The organism is Mycobacterium sp. NPDC050551, from assembly GCF_040674075.1.
Taxonomy (GTDB): Bacteria; Actinomycetota; Actinomycetes; order Mycobacteriales; family Mycobacteriaceae; genus Mycobacterium.
Genome location: NZ_JBFARC010000002.1, coordinates 1,069,403 through 1,091,126, shown reverse-complemented (window position 1 = coordinate 1,091,126; position 21,724 = coordinate 1,069,403). Strand labels below are relative to the sequence as shown.

21 protein-coding genes are annotated in these 21,724 nt (G+C 70.0%); 16 read left to right on the top strand and 5 right to left on the bottom strand.

From position 1 onward, the window contains the following. Window positions 1-195: 195 nt before the first annotated feature. From AB0K11_RS12035 to AB0K11_RS12010, 6 genes are all read left to right on the top strand, one after another. Complete coding sequence (locus AB0K11_RS12035; RefSeq protein WP_364976321.1) at window positions 196-1,275, top strand: TerC family protein; 1,080 nt, start codon at window positions 196-198, stop codon at window positions 1,273-1,275. Between the two features lie 36 nt (window positions 1,276-1,311). Next, window positions 1,312-1,716, top strand: a complete 405-nt coding sequence (locus AB0K11_RS12030; protein ID WP_364976319.1) for a hypothetical protein — start codon at window positions 1,312-1,314, stop codon at window positions 1,714-1,716. Between the two features lie 174 nt (window positions 1,717-1,890). After that, window positions 1,891-3,486, top strand: a complete 1,596-nt coding sequence (locus AB0K11_RS12025; protein WP_364976317.1) for an aldehyde dehydrogenase (NADP(+)) — start codon at window positions 1,891-1,893, stop codon at window positions 3,484-3,486. Window positions 3,487-3,515: 29 nt separating this feature from the next. Next, entirely contained in the window at window positions 3,516-4,451 is a 936-nt protein-coding gene (locus tag AB0K11_RS12020; protein ID WP_364976315.1) for a 5-dehydro-4-deoxyglucarate dehydratase, read from the top strand. Next, window positions 4,451-5,716: a glucarate dehydratase family protein gene (locus AB0K11_RS12015; RefSeq protein ID WP_364976313.1), complete on the top strand. Its 1,266-nt coding sequence runs from the start codon at window positions 4,451-4,453 to the stop codon at window positions 5,714-5,716. The genes AB0K11_RS12020 and AB0K11_RS12015 overlap by 1 nt, the downstream gene beginning before the upstream one ends. Window positions 5,717-5,783: 67 nt before the next feature. Further along, complete coding sequence (locus tag AB0K11_RS12010; protein ID WP_364976311.1) at window positions 5,784-6,713, top strand: LysR substrate-binding domain-containing protein; 930 nt, start codon at window positions 5,784-5,786, stop codon at window positions 6,711-6,713. Between the two features lie 11 nt (window positions 6,714-6,724). Here the strand turns inward: AB0K11_RS12010 and AB0K11_RS12005 are convergent, their stop codons facing one another. Both AB0K11_RS12005 and AB0K11_RS12000 read right to left on the bottom strand, forming a co-directional pair. After that, complete coding sequence (locus AB0K11_RS12005) at window positions 6,725-7,015, bottom strand: hypothetical protein (RefSeq protein ID WP_364976309.1); 291 nt, start codon at window positions 7,013-7,015, stop codon at window positions 6,725-6,727. A 68-nt stretch (window positions 7,016-7,083) separates the two neighbouring features. Then, entirely contained in the window at window positions 7,084-7,737 is a 654-nt protein-coding gene (locus tag AB0K11_RS12000) for a WHG domain-containing protein (protein ID WP_364976307.1), read from the bottom strand. Window positions 7,738-7,807: 70 nt separating this feature from the next. Here AB0K11_RS12000 and AB0K11_RS11995 point away from each other — a divergent pair, with 70 nt between their 5' ends. Beyond that, a complete protein-coding gene (locus AB0K11_RS11995; protein ID WP_364976304.1) occupies window positions 7,808-9,250 on the top strand; it encodes a carotenoid oxygenase family protein in 1,443 nt (480 codons plus the stop codon). On the opposite strand, the gene AB0K11_RS11990 is transcribed toward AB0K11_RS11995, so the two are convergent. Beyond that, entirely contained in the window at window positions 9,251-10,258 is a 1,008-nt protein-coding gene (locus tag AB0K11_RS11990; protein ID WP_364976301.1) for a 2-hydroxyacid dehydrogenase, read from the bottom strand. 325 nt (window positions 10,259-10,583) lie between these two features. On the opposite strand from AB0K11_RS11990, the gene AB0K11_RS11985 reads away from it, so the two are divergent. The 9 genes from AB0K11_RS11985 (at window position 10,584) to AB0K11_RS11945 (ending at window position 20,110) form a co-directional block, all read left to right on the top strand. Next, window positions 10,584-12,176 carry an ABC transporter substrate-binding protein gene (locus AB0K11_RS11985; RefSeq protein WP_364976298.1) on the top strand — a complete coding sequence of 531 codons (1,593 nt, stop codon included), beginning with the start codon at window positions 10,584-10,586 and terminating at the stop codon, window positions 12,174-12,176. A 14-nt stretch (window positions 12,177-12,190) separates the two neighbouring features. Beyond that, entirely contained in the window at window positions 12,191-13,120 is a 930-nt protein-coding gene (locus AB0K11_RS11980) for an ABC transporter permease (RefSeq protein ID WP_364976296.1), read from the top strand. A 10-nt stretch (window positions 13,121-13,130) separates the two neighbouring features. Continuing rightward, window positions 13,131-14,117: an ABC transporter permease gene (locus AB0K11_RS11975; protein WP_364976294.1), complete on the top strand. Its 987-nt coding sequence runs from the start codon at window positions 13,131-13,133 to the stop codon at window positions 14,115-14,117. A gap of 14 nt (window positions 14,118-14,131) precedes the next feature. Further along, on the top strand, window positions 14,132-15,154 hold the full coding sequence (locus tag AB0K11_RS11970; protein ID WP_364976291.1) for an ABC transporter ATP-binding protein: 1,023 nt from the start codon (window positions 14,132-14,134) through the stop codon (window positions 15,152-15,154). Continuing rightward, entirely contained in the window at window positions 15,147-16,166 is a 1,020-nt protein-coding gene (locus tag AB0K11_RS11965; RefSeq protein WP_364976288.1) for an oligopeptide/dipeptide ABC transporter ATP-binding protein, read from the top strand. Before AB0K11_RS11970 ends, AB0K11_RS11965 begins: the two co-directional genes overlap by 8 nt. Continuing rightward, window positions 16,163-16,882, top strand: a complete 720-nt coding sequence (locus tag AB0K11_RS11960) for a sulfite exporter TauE/SafE family protein (protein ID WP_364976286.1) — start codon at window positions 16,163-16,165, stop codon at window positions 16,880-16,882. Before AB0K11_RS11965 ends, AB0K11_RS11960 begins: the two co-directional genes overlap by 4 nt. 11 nt (window positions 16,883-16,893) lie before the next feature. Further along, window positions 16,894-17,703 carry an IclR family transcriptional regulator gene (locus AB0K11_RS11955; protein WP_364976284.1) on the top strand — a complete coding sequence of 270 codons (810 nt, stop codon included), beginning with the start codon at window positions 16,894-16,896 and terminating at the stop codon, window positions 17,701-17,703. Window positions 17,704-17,790: 87 nt separating this feature from the next. Further along, window positions 17,791-19,137, top strand: coding sequence for a glucarate dehydratase (gene gudD, locus AB0K11_RS11950; protein WP_364976281.1), 1,347 nt, complete (start codon window positions 17,791-17,793; stop codon window positions 19,135-19,137). A gap of 7 nt (window positions 19,138-19,144) precedes the next feature. Then, window positions 19,145-20,110 (top strand): 2-hydroxyacid dehydrogenase, encoded by a 966-nt coding sequence (locus AB0K11_RS11945; protein ID WP_364976278.1) that lies wholly within the window; start codon window positions 19,145-19,147, stop codon window positions 20,108-20,110. 1 nt (window position 20,111) lies between these two features. Here the strand turns inward: AB0K11_RS11945 and alc are convergent, their stop codons facing one another. Together alc and AB0K11_RS11935 are read right to left on the bottom strand one after the other, a co-directional pair. After that, window positions 20,112-21,098, bottom strand: coding sequence for an allantoicase (alc, locus tag AB0K11_RS11940; protein WP_364976782.1), 987 nt, complete (start codon window positions 21,096-21,098; stop codon window positions 20,112-20,114). Between the two features lie 67 nt (window positions 21,099-21,165). After that, entirely contained in the window at window positions 21,166-21,687 is a 522-nt protein-coding gene (locus tag AB0K11_RS11935) for a 2-oxo-4-hydroxy-4-carboxy-5-ureidoimidazoline decarboxylase (RefSeq protein WP_364976275.1), read from the bottom strand. Window positions 21,688-21,724: the final 37 nt, after the last annotated feature.

Below are 21,724 nucleotides of genomic sequence, written 5' to 3'. Positions count from 1 at the left end.
AGTGATCGACCGGCAGGACCCCGATTGGCCACGACCGTCTCGGCCAGGCACAATCGGTTCCGGAGGGGAGTATTCCTTCGCCGCGGTGTCGTCATTACGTCGGCCGTCATCGGCCGACCGGTGCTGCGGGCCCCGCGTGTCATGCGCGGCGGCGGAAGAGACCTCCGGCGTGTTTGACGACCGGAGGTATGTCGAGTGAACGTTTCCGCCCTGGAATGGGGCATCACCATCGCGGTGACGGTGGCGGTGCTGCTGTTCGACGTGGTGGCCATTGCCCGCAACCCGCACGAGCCGAGCATGAAGGAATGCTCGATCGCGCTGTCCGTCTACGTCTCGCTGGCGGTGGTCTTCGGGGTGTGGGTGTGGTTCTTCCACGGCGGTGACTTCGGGATCGAGTTCTTCGCAGGCTGGCTGACGGAGTACAGCCTCTCGGTGGACAACCTGTTCATCTTCCTGATCATCATGGCCAGCTTCAACGTGCCGAAGAAGTATCAGCAGGAAGCGCTGATGGTCGGCATCATCCTGGCGCTGATCTTCCGCGGCATCTTCATCGCCCTCGGCGCGGTGGCCATCGAGCAGTTCTCCTGGATCTTCTACATCTTCGGCGCGTTCCTGGTCTACACGGCGATCAACTTGACCCGTGACAGTGATCACGAGGACGACGGCGACAACCGGGTGGTCAAGTTCGCCCGGAACCACCTGACGCTCACCGACAAGTGGGACGGCCTCAAGCTGTGGGTCAAGGAGGACGGCAAGCGGCTGATGACGCCGATGTTCCTGGTGATCGTCTCGCTGGGCACCACCGACCTCATCTTCGCGCTCGACTCGATCCCGGCGATCTACGGCCTGACCCAGGAGCCGTACCTGGTGTTCACCGCCAACGTATTCGCGCTCATGGGTCTGCGGCAGCTGTACTTCCTGCTCGGCGGCTTGGTCAAGCGCCTGGTGTACCTGTCCTACGGCCTCGCGTTCATCCTGGCCTTCATCGGCGTGAAGCTGGTTCTGCACGCGCTGCACGAGAACGAGCTGCCGTTCATCAACGGCGGCGAGCCCGTGCCGGTGCCGGAGATCCCGACCCTGCTCAGCCTGGGTGTCATCATCGTGACGCTGATCATCACGACGATCGCCAGCCTCTACCGGACGCGTGGCAAGAGCGCCGAAGAGGTCGAGGGGATGCAGGATTCGAAGCTCGTCACCACAGACGAACCCGCGGCCGACACGGCCGAGGGCGACAGCTCCGACGACAGCGGTTCGAAGAGCTTCGATTCGCGCTGAGCGCAAGCCTCGACGCGGTGGCAGGCCGCTCGTACGGTGGCTGCCGTGCGCCTATATGTGGTTGACGGTGACTGGCAGGAACTGACGACCGGCGAGCAGCGGGCCGTGCGGGTGGCCGCGACCGATCTGCAGCAGGCGCGCCGCGCCAGGAGCCAGATCAGGGCCGACCGGGCAGACGTCGCGGTGATCCTCGACGTCACGGTCGCGGTGGCCGCCGACTTCCGGGCGGCGCGCGGCGCGCTGGGGCCCGCCGAGGCCGCGACGACGCTGCAGTACGCGGGCACCGTCGACGGGTTGACCGGACTGGTGGCCGACATCGAGACGGCAGGCGTGGCCGACGGCGTCACCCTCATCGCTGCGTCGGCGGATCAGGACGTCCGGGCGGTCGGGCGCGACGTGCTGCGCCGGCTCGCGGCGCGGGACGAGCCAAGGGCTTCGTAGCGCTCGTCGAGGCGTCGTTTTTGCGCTGAGGGTCGTGATCTCGTCCGCGCAACGACCCAGGGTGCAAAAAGGAGCGAGTCGCAGGGCCACACAGCGGCCGGCGATTCAATGCAGGCATAAGTCGACCCCAAAACGGACTTAGACAAGCATTTATCGGCGTTCTACCGTGGGACCATGACTTCCACAGTGACGGCTGGTGAACTCACCGGCCAGCTGCTGATCGCAGGGCAGGCGGTGGACGGCTCCGGCGCGGAGATCCGCGGCTTCGACCCCAACACCGGTTCCGAACTGGAGCCCGCCTACCGCTACGGCGACGCGTCGCACGTCGACGCCGCCTGTGCCGCGGCCGCCGACGCCTTCGCCGAGTACCGCAGCGCGCCCGCCGAGAAGCGGGCCCAGTTCCTCGAAGCGATCGCCGAGCGCATCGAGGCCGTCAAGGACACCCTCGTCGCGCGGGCGCACGCCGAATCCGGCCTGCCCGAGGCACGGCTCACCGGCGAGGTCGGCCGCACCACCGGGCAGCTCCGGCTGTTCGCCGCGGTGCTCCGCGAGGGCAGCTGGAACGGCGCCCGTATCGACCCGCCACTGCCCGACCGTGCGGTGCCGCGCCCCGACATCCGCCAGCGCTTCGTCCCGCTCGGACCGGTGGCCGTGTTCGGCGCGAGCAATTTCCCGCTGGCCTTCTCCGTCGCCGGCGGCGACACCGCCTCCGCGCTGGCCGCCGGCTGCCCCGTGGTGGTCAAGGGCCACGACGCCCACCCGGGCACCTCCGAACTGGTCGGCCGGGCGATCACCGCCGCCGTCGCCGACGCAGGCTTCCCCGCGGGCACCTTCTCGCTGCTGTTCGGCGATGGCCCGGAACTCGGTGGTGCACTCGTCAAGGACCCGCGCATCAAGGCCGTCGGCTTCACCGGCTCGCGCGCCGGCGGCCTGGCCCTGGTCGCCGCGGCCGCAGGCCGGCCCGAGCCCATCCCGGTCTACGCCGAGATGAGCTCGATCAACCCGGTGTTCCTGCTCGAGGGCGCCTTGGCGACCCGCGCCGCCGATCTCGGCCGCGAGTACGTCGGCTCGCTCATCATGGGCGCCGGTCAGTTCTGCACCAATCCGGGACTGGTCATCGCGATCGACGGACCCGACCTCGACATTTTCATCGCCGCCGCCCGTGACGCCCTCAGCGCGAGCGCGCCCGCCGCGATGCTCACCCCGCGGATCGCCGACACGTACCGCCAGGGCGTCGACGCGCTGGCCGCCGAGGCCGACCTGATCGCCCGCGGGTCGTCGGACAACGCACCGAGCGTGTCCTGCCGTGCGGCGCTGTTCTCCACCGACGCCGCCGGCCTGCTGGGCTCGGAGGCGTTGCAGGCCGAGGTGTTCGGCGCCTCGGGGCTCATCGTCCGGTGTGCCGACATCGGCGAGATGCAGCGCGTGGCCGCCGGCATCGAAGGCCAGCTGACCACCACGGTGCAGGCCGACGACTCCGACGTCGAGCAGGCGGGCGCACTGCTGCCCACGCTCGAACTGAAGGCCGGCCGGATCCTGTTCAACGGCTGGCCCACCGGCGTCGACGTCGGCCACGCGATGGTGCACGGCGGACCCTTCCCGGCCACCTCGGACTCCCGGACCACCTCGGTGGGGTCCCGGGCGATCGAGCGCTTCCTGCGCCCGGTCTGCTATCAGAACGCACCGAAGTCGTTGCTTCCCAGTGCGATCGCGGACGGCAACCCCGACCGGCTCTGGCGCCGCATCGACGGCGAACTCACCCGCGACTGACCCCCTCTCGATCGATCTAGGAGCAACCCATGCTTGACGGCGTCCTGTTCTTCCCCGTCACCCCGTTCACCGCGGCAGGCGAGGTGGACACCGAGCGCTTGGCGCAGCACATCGCCACCGGCGTCGACGCCGGACCCGGCGGTGTGTTCGCCGCCTGCGGCACAGGCGAATTCCACGCGCTCGACACCGACGAGGTGCGCACAGTGGTCCGCACCACCGTGGACGTGGTCGGCGGCCGAGTGCCGGTGTACGCCGGCGCCGGGGGATCGCTCGCCCAGGCCAAGGCGTTCGCCAGGGCCGCCGCAGAGGCGGGCGCCGACGGACTGCTGCTGCTGCCGCCCTACCTGGTGGAGATGCCGCAGGCCGGACTGGTGGCCTACACCCGTGAGGTCGCCGCGGTCACCGACCTGCCGCTGATCGTGTACAACCGCAACAACGCCCGTTACACCGAGGCCTCGGCCATCGAGGTCGCACAGATCCCTAACGTCGTCGGATTCAAGGACGGCACAGGCGACTTCGACCGCGTCGGCCGGATCGTGCGCGCGGTCTACGATGCGCTGGCGCCGTCGGGCAAGCCGTTCCAGTTCTTCAACGGCCTGCCCACCGCCGAGGTCTCGCAGCAGGCGTTCCGCGCCATCGGCGTGACGCTGTACTCGTCGGCCACCTTCGCGTTCGCGCCGGATCTCGCACTCGCCTTCTACCAGGCGCTCGAGACAGGGAACGAGCCACTCACCGAGGCGCTGTCGCGGACCTTCTTCCACCCGCTGGTGCGGCTGCGCGACAAGGTGCCCGGTTACCCCGTCGCGCTGATCAAGGCCGGCGTCGCCCTCGAGGGCCTCGACGCCGGACCGGTGCGGCCACCGCTGATCGACGCCGCCCCCGAGGATGTCGAGGAGCTCCGCGCGATCATCGCCGCGGGCCGCGCGGTGCTGGCCGAGGCACTCGCCGCCCCCGCGGTGCGCTGATGCCGGACCGCCCGATCCGGATCACCGGCGCGCGCATCACCCCGGTCGCGTTCGCCGACCCGCCGCTGCTGAACACCGTCGGCGTGCACCAGCCGTACGCACTGCGGGCGATCATCCAGCTCGACACCGATGCCGGCCTGACCGGACTGGGCGAGACGTACGCCGACACCAAGCACCTGGAGCGGCTCAGCGCGGCCGCGGGCGCCGTCGTCGGCCAGGACGTGTTCGCGCTGAACGCCATTCGCGCCGCCATTGCCGACAGGCTGCGCGGCGACGACGCCGCGGTGGGGACGGCCGGGATGATCACCTCGGCCAGTGCGGTCGACCAGGTGCTCTCGCCGTTCGAGGTGGCGTGCCTCGACGTGCAGGGCCACGCGACGGGCCGGCCCGTGTCGGATCTGCTCGGCGGATCGGTGCGCGACGCCGTGCCGTTCTCGGCGTACCTGTTCTACAAGTGGGCGGCCCATCCCGGCGGCGAGCCCGACGGCTGGGGCGAGGCGCTGTACCCGGATCAGCTGGTCGCCCAGGCGCAGAAGATGATCGCCGAGTACGGCTTCACCGCCATCAAGCTCAAGGGCGGCGTCCGGCCACCCGAGGAGGAGATGGCCGCCATCGAGGCGTTGCGGGCGGCCTTCCCGCACCACCCGCTGCGGCTCGACCCGAACGCGGCGTGGACGCCCGAGACGTCGGTGAAGGTCGCCACGGGCCTGGCCGGCGTGCTGGAGTACCTCGAGGACCCCACGCCCGGCCTCGACGGCATGGCCGAGGTCGCCCGGCAGTCCCCGATGCCGCTGGCCACCAACATGTGCGTGGTGGCGTTCGACCAGCTGGCGCCCGCGGTCGCGAAACACTCTGTCGGCGTTGTGCTCTCCGATCACCACTACTGGGGCGGGCTGCAGCGGTCACGGCTGCTCGCCGGCATCTGCGATACCTTCGGGCTCGGCATGTCCATGCACTCGAACTCGCACCTCGGCATCAGCCTGGCGGCCATGGTGCAGCTCGCCGCCGCCACGCCGAACCTCACCTACGCCTGCGACACGCACTGGCCCTGGAAGACCGAGGAGGTCGTCGAGCAGGGCGTGCTGCGGTTCGTCGACGGCGCGGTGCCGGTTCCCACCACGCCCGGACTCGGCGTCCAGATCGACGAGGACAGCCTCGCCGCCCTGCACGAGCAGTACCTGCGCTGCGGCATCCGGGACCGTGACGACACCGGCTACATGCGCAGCATCGACCCGACATTCCGGGCGGGCAGCCCGCGCTGGTGACCCCCGCGGGTCTACGCTGATGCACTGACGCCTCCATGGCGGCGGCGGTGATTCAAGGAGTGCATCGGTGTTCTCGCTCGCCCGGTTGTCGTGCTTCATCGCGGTGGCCGAGGAACTGCACTTCGGCCGTGCCGCGGAACGGCTGCACATGACCCAGCCGCCGCTGAGCAGGCAGATCCAGCAGCTGGAGAGCGAGCTCGGCGTCCACCTCATCGACCGCACCACGCGGTCGGTGACGCTGACCCCGGCGGGTGTGGCGTTCCTGCCCGACGCCCGCCGCATCCTGCAGCTCGCCGAGGGTGCCGCGCAGACCGTGAAGCGGATTCCCGCAGGCGATCTCGGCACCGTGGTCGTCGGCTTCACTGCCGCGTCGGCGCACGCGGTGCTGCCCCGGCTGCTGGACCGCACCAGGGAGCGACTGCCGGACGTGAAGCTCGACCTGCGCGAGATGGTCACCGCCGCACAGGTCGAGGGGCTGATGACCGGTGAGCTCGACCTGGGCATGGCCCGTCCGCCGCTGAAACGGCCCGGCCTGGTGTCGCGGCCGCTGCTGCACGAGCAGCTGGTCGCCGCGCTGCCCAGCGGCCACGACCTCGTCGGCCTCGGCCGTCAGCTCACCCTCAACGATCTCGACGGCCAGGACGTGGTGATGTATTCGCCCGTGCAGGCCAGGTACTTCAACGAGCTGCTGATCAGCACGTTCACCATCGCGGGCGCGACGCCGCGGTACGTGCAGTACGTGACGCAGGTGCACACGATGCTGGTGCTGGTGCGGTCGGGCATCGGCATCGCGCTGGTGCCCGCCTCGGCGGCGACGCTGCATCCGGAGGGCGTTGTGTTCCGGTCGATCGGCGCGTTCCGGGAGCGGCCCGTCGAACTCGACGCGGTGTGGCGTGGCGACAGCTCCAACCCAGCGCTGCTGCGGTTACTCAAAGACGTCTTGCCGCAACGTGAATGGACCACCGACGACCTGCTGGTGACCTGGTCTACGGCGTAGCGGGGAGCAGTTCAGGGCGCGATGCGCACGGGTGGGTCGTTGAAGCCGGGATCGCCGCCGGGCTGACCGGGACCCATGAGGTTGCAGTGCTTCACGGGCACCAGATGGGAACTGAGGCCGCTGGGCACCCACTGGGCGACCGCCACGCACCGCTGCCAGGTCCCGCCGGGCTGGACGGGTCCGTCGCACTTGCTCATGACAGGTCCGCCGTAGAGGCAGCCGGCGGCGGCCGGGGGAGCGGCGGTGATCAGCGATGCGGCCATCAGCAGGGCGGCCGATCCTCCGGCGATCCAGCGTTTCATGGTGGCCTCCCGTCGCGGTACCCGACGACAGTCGACGCTACCGACTCGGCCGCCGGGTTTCGGCGGTACTAGCCGATCGCCTCGATCGCCGCGGCCATTGACTTGTCCAGGCGCTCGCGGTCGTCACCTAGGCCGACGAGTGTGTCGATGGTGAGCGGCGCGAGGATCTGCGTGAGGCCGTGGTCTTCGTGGCCGAAGAAGCCGGCCATCTCCAGCAGTACCGTCCCGTGAGTGATGCTCCACAACCGCCCCGCGATCACCGACACCCCGTCGTCGCGGATCCGGCCCGCCGCCATCATCCGGCGCACCACGGTCAGCAGCGCCTCGAACGACACCGCGAACTCCGGCCTGTTGCTGGAGTTCCCGGTGACGGTGAGGTCGGCGTGGTGGCGGTTCAATGACTGCGCCGAGGTGCCGAACATCATCTGGTAGCGCTGCGGATGGGCGAGCGCGAATTCGCGGTAGCGCACGCCCATCACGAAGAAGTCGGCCACCGGGTCGTCGGTCTGGGCGATGTCGGTGAGCGCCCGGGTGAAGCGGGTGAACGTCTCGGCGGCGATCGCCTCGATCAGCCCGGGCATGCCGTTGAAGTGCGTGTAGACCGCCATGGTGGACGTCCCGGTCTCGGTCGCGACGCGGCGGGCGCTCAGGGCGGGCAAACCGTCGCGCTCGAGGATCAGGATGCCCGCCTCCACCATCTGATGCTTCGGGTCGGCGTTCATCATTGCCATCGTCTCATAACGGTGTTATACATAGGGCGACCGCGAAATAACACTGTTATAGGGGCATGGCATGGGAAATCGCTATCTCGAGGGTGCTCTCGCGCCGATCGACGAGGAGTACACACTGACCGACCTCGAGGTGCAGGGCACGATCCCCGGCCACCTCGACGGGCGGTACCTGCGCAACGGGCCGAACCCGATCGGGGAGATCGACCCGGCGCTCTACCACTGGTTCATCGGGGACGGCATGGTGCACGGCATCCGACTGCGCGACGGGAAGGCCGAGTGGTACCGCAACAGGTGGGTGCGCGGGCCGCACGCCAGCCGGATGCTCGGTGACACCCCGCCGTCCGGCGACCCCGGCGTCTCGGCGATCGGCGCGAACACCAACGTGATCGGGCACGCAGGCAGGACGCTCGCGCTGATCGAGGGTGGCGTGGCGAACTACGAACTCACCGAGGAACTCGACACCGTCGGCGTCTGCGACTTCGACGGCACTCTGCACGGCGGATACGCCGCACATCCCAAGCGCGATCCCGACACCGGCGAACTCCACGCGGTCACCTACAGCATGCATCGCGGAAACACGGTGCGGTACTCGGTGATCGGTGTCGACGGCCGGGCCCGCCGCACCGTCGACGTCGAGGTGAACGGCAGCCCGATGATGCACGACTTCTCGCTCACCGAGCGCTATGTGGTGTTCTACGACCTGCCGGTGACCTTCGACAACCGCCAGGCCGCGGAGATGACGGTGCCGCGCGGTCTGCGCCTGCCGGCCCGGCTCCTGTTGTCCGCGTTGATCGGCCGCGTCCGCATCCCCGATCCGATCGCGGCCCGGCAGCCGGGGTCGATGACCGCCGACCGGCGCTTCCCGTACTCCTGGAACCCGCGCTATCCGGCACGGGTCGGGGTGATGCCGCGCGACGGCGGCAGCGCCGACGTCCGGTGGTTCGACGTCGAACCGTGCTACGTCTTCCACCCGATGAACGCCTACGAGGACGGTGACACGATCGTCCTCGACGTGGTGCGTCACCCGAAGATGTTCGACACCGATCACCTCGGGCCGAACGAAGGCCCGCCCACCCTCGACCGCTGGACGGTCGACCTCGCCGACGGCAAGGTGCGCGAGTCCCGGATCGACGACCGCGGGCAGGAGTTCCCGCGGGTGGACGAACGGCTGGTGGGCAAGCGGCACCGGTACGGCTACGCGCCCGCCGTCGGTGACGGCACCGCCCCCGAGGGCACGCTGTTCAAGCACGACCTGATCGGCGACGGCAGCCTGGCCCGGTCCTTCGGGACCGGAAAGGGGCTCGGCGAGTTCGTGTTCGAGCCGACGTCCCCGGACGCCGACGAGGACGAGGGCGTGCTGATGGGTTACGTCTACGACCGCGAAACCGACCGCAGCGAGTTGGCGATCCTGGACGCGCAGACCCTCGAGGATGTCGCCAGGGTCAGACTGCCCCATCGGGTGCCCGCGGGCTTCCACGGCAACTGGGTGCCGACGGGAACCTAGTCAGCCCGCGGCGGGCACCGGCATCGGCACCGGCGTGACGAGCGTGCCGTCGGCGAGGAACGAGTCGAGGTTGCGCAGCGTCAAGGCCTCCATGGCGGCCCGGGTCTCGACGGTGCCGCTCGCCACGTGCGGCAGCAGCACCACGTTCTCGAGGGCGATGAGCGCCTCGGGCACATGGGGTTCGTCGGCGAACACGTCGAGACCGGCGCCGGCCAGGCGGCCGTGCGTCAGGGCCTCGACCAGTGCGTCCTCGTCGACGACGCTGCCACGGGCGATGTTCACGAGGTAGCCGTCGGCGCCCAATGCGTCGAGCACGTCGCGACCGACCAGCCGCCGGGTGCCCGAACCGCCCGCCGCGGCGACGACCAGCACGTCGACGGCACCGGCGAGTTCGACGGGCGACGCCGCGTACGCGTACGGCGAGCCCTCGACGCGGTTGCGGTTGTGGTAGGAGATGGTGCAGCCGAATGCGCTGAGCCGCTTGGCGATCGCGCCGCCGATGCGGCCCATGCCGAGAATGCCGACCCGGGTGTTGCTGACCTGACGGGTGAGCGGGTAGTTGCCGTCGACGGGCCAGCGACCGTCGCGCAGGTAGCGGTCGGCGGCCGAGAAGCGGCGCAGCGTGTCGATCATCAGCCCGACGGCGGTGTCGGCGACGCAGTCGGTCAGGACGTCGGGCGTATTGCTGACCAGCACACCGCGTTCGGCCGCGGCGTCGACGTCGGTGGTGTCGTAGCCGACGCCGAAGTTGATCACCGCGCCGAGTCGCGGCAACGCCGCCATCAGTGCGGCGTCCACACCGGTGCGGCCCGAGGTCACCACGACGGTGACGTCCGCGGCATCGGCGCCGAGGAAACGCTCACGTTCGCCGGCATCCACGGGCAGCACCTGGGCGTCGTAGTCGGTGCGCAGCGTCTCGGCGAGGGAGGGTTTCAGCGGGCCCACCTGCAGCACACCCGGGCGGCGGGAAGGATCACGGCGGGTGGCGGTGTCGTCGGTGCTGGGCACGGTTCTCCTCTGTCGGGTCTGGTGTCACCGTAGGCCGGGCCGCGGATACCCGTCCAACTCGGAATTGGCATGGGTTTATACGGAACCTGCATGGATCGGCTTGCGGAGTAACCGGCAGCGCATCACCGACCGCGCCGCCGCGACGTCTCTGCAGCTCAGGCCCATGATTACCGTGCCCTAACCCGCCGCGGCGACGTGTGCCGCGCGTCACTTCGGTGCCGTTCGGGGGGCTGTAAGACGGTTGACCCGGTCACGGCCCGTCCTTAGCGTGTGGTTGCGATCACACAGCCCATCCACATACGTGGACGCCACATTCGGAGGATTCATGAGGTCCACAGCCCCGACCACGCGGCGGCCGCGCCGCGTGCTGGCCCTCACCGCCGCCGCCGCGGCGACGTGTGTGACAGCCGCCGGCTGCACGGTGGCCAACAGCGGCCACGGCGGCTACGACCCCAACACCCTGCGCATCGTGCTGCAGCAGGAGCCGCCGACGCTGGAACCCTGTGAGAGCTCGCTGACCTCCACCGGCATCGTGGTCCGCTCGAACATCAGCGAGCCGCTGATCGAACGCGATCCGGGCACCGGCGACCTCGAGCCGCTGCTGGCCACCGGCTGGCGCCAGGACTCGCCGAACGTCTGGAGCTTCGACATCCGGCCCGGGGTGACGTTCTCCGACGGGGCGCCGTTCACCGCCACCGACGCCGCCTTCTCGATCGACCGAGCGGTGAACTCCGACCTGCAGTGCAACGTCGACGGCTACGTGTTCGGCGACGACGAACTGGTGCTGGACACCCCCAGTGACACCAAGCTGACGGTCACCACCGAGACGCCCGATCCGATTCTCCCGCTGCGGCTGTCGTTCGTGGAGATCGTGCCGCGCACCACCAGCATGACCGAGAAGGTGCGCGAGCCGATCGGCACCGGCCCCTACGTCATCGCGGACTGGGACTACGGACAGAAGCTGGTGCTCGAGCGCAACGAGAACTACTGGGCGGAGAAGCCGTCCTTCGCCCGCGCCGAATACCAGTGGCGCAGCGAGGGCAGCGTCCGCGCCGCGATGATCACCGGCGACGAGACCGACATCGCGACGGGCCTCGGCCTCGAGGACGGCGCAGGCGACCTCGGCGTGGAGTTCCCCAACAACGAGACCACCGCGCTGCGCATCACCTGCACCGACGCCCCGCTCAACGACATCCGCGTCCGGCAGGCGATCAACTACACCGTCAACCGCAGCGGAATCGTCAAGGCGCTCTTCCGCGACATGGGCGAGCCGGCCGCGCAACTGATCCCCGACGGCGTCGTCGGCCACAACGCCGAACTGGCCGCGTGGCCGCACGATCCGGACAAGGCGAAGCAACTCGTCGACGAGGCCAGGGCCGACGGGGTTCCGGTGGACCGTCAGATCCGGCTGATCGGCCGCACCGCGCAGTTCCCGAAGGTCGTCGAGACCGTCGAGGTGATCCAGAGCGAGCTCGCCGACGTCGGCCTCAACGCCAAGATCGAAATGATGGACACCGCCGGTCAGCTGCAGTTCCAGCTACGGCCCTTCCCGGAGAACGCCGGCCCGTTCGTGGCACTGATCATGCACGGCAACCAGGCCGGTGACGCCGCGTTCAGCGTCGACCAGTACATGCGCACCCACGGCGCCCAGAACGGCTGCGGAACAACTGAATTCGACAAGAAAATCGACGCGGCGGGTCAGCTCACCGGCCAGCAGCGCCAGGACGCCTACGCCGAACTGTTCGCCGAGGAACCCGACGAGGTCGCCCAGTTCGCCTACATCGCGCACATGACCGGCATCCTCGGCAAGTCGCCGCGCGTGGACTACACCCCCGACTCCGCCACCGGCGACGAGATGCGGCTCGCCGAGATGACACCGGCCCGCGACGGCGCCGCCGACCGCACCGACGCCCAGTAAGGAAGGCCGACACCATGTTCCCTTTCGTCCGGCGCCGGATGTACACCAGCGCCCTGCCCCTGATCATCGTGCTGCTGGGCGTGTTCCTGCTGGCCCGGCTCACCGGCGACCCGACCAACCTCTACCTGCCGGAGTCGGCGACCCCCGAACAGCGGGCGGAGTTCGCCGCCGCCAACGGCTTCGACAAGCCGTGGCTCACCCAGCTCGGCGACTACTTCTCCGGCGTGCTGCATCTCGACTTCGGATCCTCGCTGCGCACCGGTGAACCCGCCGCGGAGATGGCGCTGCGGGCCTTCCCCGCCACCCTGCAGCTCGCGCTGGTCACCATGCTGCTGGCGATGGTCGGCGCCGTCGTCATCGGCTGCTGGGCGGCCTACCGGCCCAACTCGCTGGCCGACCGGTTCTCCAGCCTGCTGTCCATGACCGCCGCCAGCATCCCGGACTTCTGGTTCGCGATCACCGGTGTGTGGCTGTTCGCGGTGCTGCTCGGCGTGCTGCCCACCTCGGGCACCGACGCGGGGATGTTGTCGTGGATCCTGCCGATCGCCACGCTGATGATCCGCCCGCTCGGCGTGCTGACCCAGGTGGTGCGCGGCGCCATGGTGTCCGCGCTGTCGGCGCCCTACATCCGGCTGGCCCGCAGCAAGGGCGCGGGCGACTTCCGCGTCGTCACCCACCACGCGCTGCGCAACGCCGCCGCCCCGGCGCTTACCGTGGCCGGCGACCTGGCCGTCGGCCTCATCAACGGCGCCGTCGTGGTGGAGGCGATCTTCGGCTGGCCCGGCATCGGCAAGCTGATGATCGACGCGATCCTGCAACGGGACTTCGCGGTGCTGCAGGCCGCCGTGCTGCTGACCGCCGTGAGCATCTTCTTGCTCAACATCATCATCGACGCCTGCTACGCGCTGCTCGACGCCCGCGTCCGGGAACCCGCGAAGGTCTAAGGAGCACAACATGACTCAGATCGATATGGTGCCGGTCAAACCGACCACCGCGATCGTCGGCGAGGCCGACACCGAGCTGTCGAAGGGCCGCAACCGGTCGACGTGGTTCCGGCTGCTGGTCAACGACCGCGTCGCCGCGGTGGCGGCCTGCGTGCTCGGCCTGGTTTTCCTCACCGCCGCGTTCGGGCCGATGCTCGTCGGCGATCTCGCCACCGACATCGACCTGGACAACTCCAACCAGGCGCCGTTCACCCTGTCCCACGGCTGGGCGAACATCCTCGGCACCGACCCGCTGGGCCGCAGCATGCTGGCCCGGCTCATCGTCGCCAGTCAGACCACGCTCTCGGTCGCGATCCCCGCGGTGGTGATCTCGGCCGTGATCGGCTCGGCCGTCGGCATGTGGGCCGGCTACCACCGGGGCTGGCGCGAGACCATCGCGATGCGCGTCGCCGACGTCATCATGAGCTTCCCGTCGCTGCTGCTGGCCGTCGTGGTGCTCTACGTGTTCTCACCGAGCGCCGCGAACATCGTTCTGGTGCTGGCGATCACCCGCATCCCCGTCTACCTGCGGACCGCCCGCGCCGAGTCGGCCGAGCTGCAGAGCCGGCTCTTCGTCGACGCCGCAAGGACATTCGGGGCCAGCGCACACTCCATCATCTGGCGCCACGTGCTGCCCATCGTGCTGCCGACACTGCTGACCGTCGCGACGCTGGACTTCTGCTACGTGATGCTCGCCGAGAGCTCGCTGAGCTTCCTCGGCATCGGCATCCAGCCGCCCGACATCAGCTGGGGCCTGATGGTGTCCCAGGGCCGGACGTATCTGCACAGCGCCTGGTGGCTGTCGTTCTTCCCCGGCCTCGCCATCGTCATCACCACGGTGTCGGCCACCATCCTGGCCGCGTGGGCACGCATCGCCACCGATCCCGCCCAGCGGTGGCGGCTCACCGTCCCGCAGAAGAAACTGTCCCGCTTCACCAAGCGCACCTCGCGAATCTGAAAGGGCGCCCCAACATGACCGCTGTCGCAGACCATCCGCCGCTCGACAAGGTCGACGCCGACCCGGCGCTGGAGGTCGACGGCCTGACCGTCGACATCCGCACCATCACCGGCACCGTCCGCGCCGTCGACGACGTGACGTTCTCCGCCCACCGCGGCGAGACGCTGGCGCTGCTCGGTGAATCCGGCTGCGGAAAGTCGATGACCGCCACCGCGCTCGTCGGCCTGCTCGAACCCGTCGCCGAGGTGGTGGCCGGCTCCGCCCGCCTCGGCGACGACGACCTGCTGGCAGTGGACCGCAAGACGCGGCGCAGGCTGGCGGGCACGGAGCTGGCGATCGTCTTCCAGGACGCGCTCACCGCGCTCAACCCGCTCTACACCGTCGGCACCCAGCTGTCGGAGCCGTTCCGCATCCACGAGGGGATGAGCGCCAAGGACGCCAAGCGGAAGGCGGTGGAGCTGATGACACGGGTCGGGATCCCGCAGCCCGAGTCGCGGCTGAACTCGTACCCGCACCAGTTCTCCGGCGGGATGCGGCAGCGACTGCTGATCGCGATGGCCGTTGCGCTCAACCCGACCGTGCTGATCGCCGACGAACCCACCACCGCGCTGGACGTGACCGTGCAGGCACAGATCATGGCGCTGCTGCGCGACCTGCGCGCCGAGTTCCACATGGCGGTCGTCCTGATCACCCACGACCTCGCGCTGGTGGCAGAGGAGGCCGACCGGGTGGCGGTGATGTACGCCGGCAACATCGTCGAGACCGGGCCCGTCGCCGAGGTTTTCGCCGACCCGCGACACCCCTACACCAAGGGCCTGCTCGACTCGGTGCCCGTCAACGCGGTCCGCGGCGAGGCGCTCAAGTCGATCGGCGGGGCGCCGCCGGACCTGCACTCCATCCCCGAGGGCTGCGTCTACCAGGCCCGCTGCCCCATCGCCCGCGACGTCTGCGTCACCACCCGCCCGGCACTCGAGGCCACCGGCACCGCCGGCCGGCGGGCGGCCTGCCACTTCCCAGAGGAGGTCCGAAATGCCTGACCCCGCAACGGACGGCCAGCTGCTGACCGTCCGCGACCTGCGCAAGTCCTTCCGCGTGCCCGGCGGGGGCAAGAACCGGCTGACCGCGCTGGACGGGATCAACCTGGACCTGGCCCGCGGGGAGACGCTCGGCCTGGTCGGCGAATCCGGCTGCGGCAAATCGACTCTCGCGCGCACGCTGATGATGCTCGAGCGCCCCGACTCGGGCACCGTGACCTTCGACGGCGTCGACCCGTTCGGGCTGCGCGGCAAGGACCTGCTGAAGTTCCGCCGCCGCGTACAGATGGTGTTCCAGGATCCCTACGCGTCGCTGAACTCCCGCATGTCGGCGGGCGAACTCATCGCCGAGCCGTGGCGCACCCACAAGTCGTTGCACCCGAACCGCAAGGACCGCGACATGCGGGTGCGCGGCCTGCTCGACCTCGTCGGGCTTGGCGCCAAGGCCGCGGGCAAGTTCCCACAGGAGTTCTCCGGCGGACAGCGCCAGCGCATCGGCATCGCCAGGGCGCTGGCGCTCGACCCGGACGTGATCATCTGCGACGAACCGGTGTCCGCGCTCGACCTGTCGGTGCAGGCGCAGGTGCTCAACCTGCTCAACGATCTGCAGGATCAGCTCGGCATCTCCTACGTCTTCATCAGCCACGACCTGTCGGTCGTCCGCCACGTGGCCGACCGCGTCGCGGTGATGTACCTCGGCCGCATCATCGAGAACGGCCCCACCGAGGCGGTGTTCGACCGACCCACCCACCCGTACACGGCCGCGCTGATGTCGGCCGCGCCGAAGCTCGACGCCGCACAGCGCGGCGAGCGGATCCTGCTCACCGGTGAGGTGCCCTCACCGCTGAACCCGCCGTCGGGCTGCCGCTTCCGCACCAGGTGCTGGCGGGCCACCGACATCTGCGCCGAGCAGACGCCGCCGGTGGCCGCCGACCATCAGGCCGACGGCCACACCGCTCTGTGCCACCACCCGCTGCAGTCCGAGCAGAGCGGGTTGGCGACGATGTCGGCGTGAGTGTCGCCGCGTACTGCGTGATCGCCGCGGCGATCCTGTTGGCCTCGTGCATGCAGGGGTCGATCGGCTTCGGGATGGGAATGCTGGCCGCGCCGTTCGTGGCGCTCGTCGATCCGAGCCTGATCCCCGGGACGCTGATCATGCTCGCCACCCTCGTCACCATCCTGGTGGTCGCGCGCGAACACCAGCAGATCGATCTACAGGGCACCGGCTGGGCGCTGGCCGGCCGGGTCCCCGGAACGGTCGCCGGGGCGCTGCTGCTGGTGATGTTGCCTGATAAGGCACTCGCGCTCGTACTCGCGGGCGTGGTCCTCGGCGGTGTGCTGCTGACCAGCGTCGGTTGGGCGCCGGTGCCGCACCGTCGCAACCTGGTGCTCGCCGGTGCGGCGTCCGGCGTGCTCGGCACCGCGACCGCCATCGGCGGCCCGCCGATGGCGCTGGTGTGGCAGAAGGTGACCGGCGCCAGGCTGCGCGGCACGATGAGCGGTTTCTTCCTGGTGGGTTCGGTGCTCTCCCTCGTGGTGCTCGCCGTCGGTGGGGAGATCGACCGGCATTCGGTGACGTCCTTCCTGCTGCTGAGCCCTGCCGTGGTGATCGGCTACCTGCTGTCCCGGCTGATGAACCGGGTGCTCGACCGGCAGCGGCAACGGTGGCTGGCGATCTCCGTCTCCGCGGTGGGCGCCGTCGTGCTGATCGTCCGTCAGATCACGGGATGAAGGGGGACGCGATGAGCGAGGGTGAACCGGTACGGGCGGCCGACCGCAGGGTGAAGTCCGCGGTGCGCACCGTCGAACTGCTCGAATACCTGGCCGCCCGGCCGGACCGGCCCGCCCGCATCCGCGACATCTGCGGCGCGCTCGACATGCCGCGCAGCAGCGCGCATGCCCTGCTGCGCACGCTGGTCGCACAGGGCTGGGTGCGCTCGGACCCGACGGGCAGCCAGTACGGCATCGGCGTCCGGGCGCTGCTCGTCGGCACCAGCTACCTCGACTCCGACCCGTACCTGCCGGTGATCGCGCCGTTCCTCGACGATCTGCGCAACGACCTCGACGAGACCTTCCACATCGGCAGGCTCGACGGCGGTGACGTCGTCTACCTCGCGACCCGTGAATCCCGCCAGTACGTCCGCACGTCGAACAAGGTCGGCCGGAGGCTGCCCGCCTACACCTGTGCGCTGGGCAAGGCGCTGCTGGCCGAGCGGTTCGGTGCCGAGCGCGACGCCCACATCCCGGCGGCGCTCTCGCCGCTCACCCCGCACACCATCACCGACCGGCCGGCGCTCGACGCGTCGCTGGAGGAGGCACGGGTGCGCGGGTACGCGACCGAGTACGAGGAGAACACCCCGGGCGTGCGGTGTTTCGCCGTGCCGCTGCGCTACGTCACGCCCGCGCAGGACGCCATCAGCGCGTCGGTGCCGCTGGAGCGGCTCACCGGCGAACGGGAACGCGAGATCGTCGACGCGCTGCGGATGGTCTGCGACAAGGTGTCCCGGGTGGTCCGGCCGCTGGTCAACGGCGATCGGTGGTTCGCCGGATGAGCACGCGCACTGATGCGATACAGGCATTGGTCCATGCCCCATTGGTGTTGGACATGCATAGAACGGCGATCCTAGGGTGAGAACATCATGAGCACGCAGAACCGCACCCCCGTCGTCAGCGAGATGAAGGTCGTGCCGATCGCCGGACACGACAGCATGCTGCTCAACCTCAGCGGTGCACACGGGCCGTTCTTCACCCGGAACCTGGTGCTGCTCACCGACTCCGACGGCAACACCGGTGTCGGTGAGGTGCCCGGCGGCGAGCAGATCCGCCGCACACTCGAAGACGCCGCCCCGCTGGTGGTCGGCTCGTCGCTGGGCGCCTACCACGCGACGCTCGCCGCGATCCGGACCCGCTTCGCCGACCGCGACAGCGGTGGCCGCGGAGCGCAGACGTTCGACCTCCGCGTCACCGTGCACGCCGTCACCGCGGTCGAGTCGGCGCTGCTCGACCTGCTCGGCCAGTATCTCGACGTCCCGGTCGCGGCGCTGCTCGGCGACGGGCAGCAGCGAGACCGCGTGCAGGCGCTCGGCTACCTGTTCTTCGTGGGGGACCGCACCCGCACCGATCTCGCCTACCGGTCGGCCGCCGATGAGGACGCCGACGCCGACGAGTGGCTGCGCATCCGCCACGACGAGGCGCTGACGCCCGAGGCGGTGGTCCGCCTGGCCGAGGCCGCCCGCGATCGCTACGGCTTCCACGACTTCAAACTCAAAGGCGGCGTACTGCCCGCACCCGACGAGGCCAAGGCCGTCATCGCCCTCGCCGACCGGTTCCCCGACGCGCGGATCACCCTCGACCCCAACGGTGGTTGGCTGCTGCAGGACGCCATCCGCACCTGCCGCGAACTGACCGACGTGCTGGCCTACGCCGAGGACCCCGTCGGCCCCGAGGGCACGTTCTCCGGCCGCGAGGTGATGGCCGAGTTCAAGCGCGCCACCGGCCTGCCCACCGCGACCAACATGATCGCCACCGACTGGCGCGAGATGGGCCATGCGATCCGCACCGGCGCCGTGGACATCCCGCTGGCCGACCCGCACTTCTGGACCATGAACGGCTCGGTGCGCGTCGCGCAGCTGTGCGACGCCTGGGGACTGACCTGGGGATCGCACTCCAACAACCACTTCGACGTGTCGCTGGCGATGTTCACCCACGTCGCCGCGGCCGCACCCGGGGAGATCACCGCGATCGACACCCACTGGATCTGGCAGGACGGCCAGCGGATCACCAAGGAGCCGTTCACGATCGCCGACGGCTATCTGACGGTGCCGGACCGTCCCGGCCTCGGCGTCGACATCGACCACGACGCCGTGGCTGCCGCCCACGAGCTGTACCTGAAGGAAGGCCTCGGCGCCCGCGACGATGCAGCGGCCATGCAGTTCCTCGTCCCGGGCTGGACCTTCGACAGCAAGCGCCCGGCGCTGCACCGGTGACGCGCCGATGAAGGTCGTCGTCGGCGACACCAACCTCGTCCCGCACCGCGACAGGTTCGACGCCGCACTGCCCGACGGGGTCGACGTGTGCTGGCCCGACGGTGCCATGGCCGACGCACTGGGCGACGCCGACGTCTTCGTCGGCGGTCGGTTCACCGCGCAGCTGGCCGCCGCCGCGCCGAGACTGCGCCTGGTGCACGCTGCGGGCGCGGGTACCGACAAGATCGACTTCGACGCGCTGTCACCGGACACGCTGGTGGCCAACACCTTCCACCACGAACAGTCGATGGCCGAATTCGTCGTCGCCGCATCGGTGATGCTGCGGCGCAACTTCCTCGAGCAGGACCGGGCGCTGCGCGCCGGCCGGTGGGCGAACTCGGTGTACGACCGCTCGATCGCCCAGCCCGCGTCGCTGCAGGGCGCCAGGATCGGCTTCGTCGGCTTCGGCCACATCGGCCGCCGCAGCTGGGAGCTGTTCCGCGCGTTCGGCGCAGACGGCGCCACCGTCACCGGCCGCGGCAACCTCGACGCGGCCGCCGAGGGGCTGCGATGGGCGGCGGGCACCGACCGGCTCGCGGACCTGATGGCCCAGTCCGACGTCGTGGTCGTCTCGGCCCCGCTGACCGAGCGGACCGTCGGCATGGTGGGCGCCGCCGAACTCGCCGCACTCGGGCCGCACGGCGTGCTGATCAACGTCGGGCGCGGGCCGCTCGTCGTCGAAAACGAACTCTACGAAGCGCTTTCGTCTCGCACGATCGCCGCCGCGGCCGTCGACGTCTGGTACCGGTACCCCGATGGCACCGGTTACGGCGCCCCGAGCGCGCTGCCGTTCGCGGACCTGCCGAACGTGCTGATGACGCCGCACTCGTCGGGGGTCACCCGCGACACCTTCATCGGCCGGGCCGACGACATCGCCGCCAACATCGGCAGGCTGTATCGCGGCGAAGCGCTGCACAATCTCGTCGCCCGCTGAGTCAGCCCGACAGGCTCCAGTTCTCGGCGACCCGCTGCAGGCCCTGCCCGGTGAGGCGGCCGAACAGCCGCAACCGCGCCATCCCGCCGTCGGGGAAGATGTCCAGCCGGGCCTGGGTGACCGGCCGGTCGTCGCCGATGACGAACCGGTGCCGGGTGTCGGGCTGCAACTCGGTGCGCGGCAGCAGTTCGAACCAGTCGCCGTCGGGGTCGTCGCGGCCCCGCAGGGTGGCGGCGCCCGGGGCGTTGCCGAGGAAGTAGGACGTGTCGAGTTCGGCGAAGTCGAGCACCCCGTGGCCGCCGAGCTGGACCTGCACCCAGTCGTTGCCGGAGTCGCGGCGGCGTGAGGTCTCCCAGCCGTCGCCCATGTGCCGGGCGGTGCCGGGCAGCAGCAGGTTGTTCGGCGAGCTGTAGAACATGTTGGAACACGCGGTGATCCGCCCGCCGTTCTCCAGCGCCGCCAGGTCGAGCGGCAACTCCGCGTACTGCGGGTCGAGCAGGCCCTCGCCGTGCACCCGCAGCCGCGCCACCCCGCCGTCGGGGTAGATCGACAACCGCACGTGCGTCCACCGCCGGGATGTCGCCACCGGGAACAGATTTCGGGTGTCGCCGTCGACCCCGGTGCGTTCGACGATCGTGGTCCAGTGCGTGTTCTCGACGAGTTCGGACACCGGCGGATGGCCGTAGACGAACGCCGCCTCGACCGAGACCTCGGGCGGATAGTTGCCGGTGAAGCACGCCGTGTCGACCACCACTCCGCGCACGATCCCGGGGACCCCGAGCCGCACGATCGCCGCGTCGTGCGCGTCGGGCCCCGCGCCTCGGCGCCTGCGGGTCTCCCACCCGTCGTAGACCTGCCCCTTGTGGCCGAACGTGGCGGGCCGGTACGACGCCGGGCCGGGGGTGATCAGGTTCTCCTTCTCGGCGAACAGGTCGTCGTTGGCCCACACCACCGCCCCGCCCGCAGAGCGGACGGCCAGATCGGGCAGCGAGAGGAAGTGTGCCTGCGACACGGGGCCTGCCGGGGTGCTCACGCACCGAGACTAGGCCAGTGACCTACCAGTTGTGGTAGCCGCCTTCGGGTCCCAGCATCCGTTCCAGGCGGCTGCGGTTGATGCGGGCCAGCTCGTTGCGCACCACTTTGCGCTCGGTGTCGACGTCGTTGTGCAGCCGGTCGGTCAGCGCGGCCAGCACCTCTGTCGCGCCGTAGCCGTTGACGTACATCACGAAGCTGAAGCCGAACTGCTGCTCGTAGGTGCGCGCCTGCGCGTCCAGCCGGGCCATCACCTCGGGCCGCTCGTCCCACACCGCGCACTGCTCGCACTGTGACCGGGTGCTTCGCGGCCGCCGGCCGACGCTCGGATACGCCTGCAGGATCGCGTCGATCGACACCTCGGCCATCGCGAACAGCAGCGCGTCGGCCTGGCGGAACAGTGCGTCGTGGTCGCGGTAGGGCCGGTCGCGGGCCAGGTCGGCGGCCAGCGACACGCTGCCGCAGCACTCGTAGACCGCGTGCACCGCCCGGCGCTGCGGCATCGCGTTGTAGGCGTCGAGTCCGATGCCCTGGTGCATCAGCATGTGCCCCATGGTCCAGCGGCGATGGGACGGTGACGTT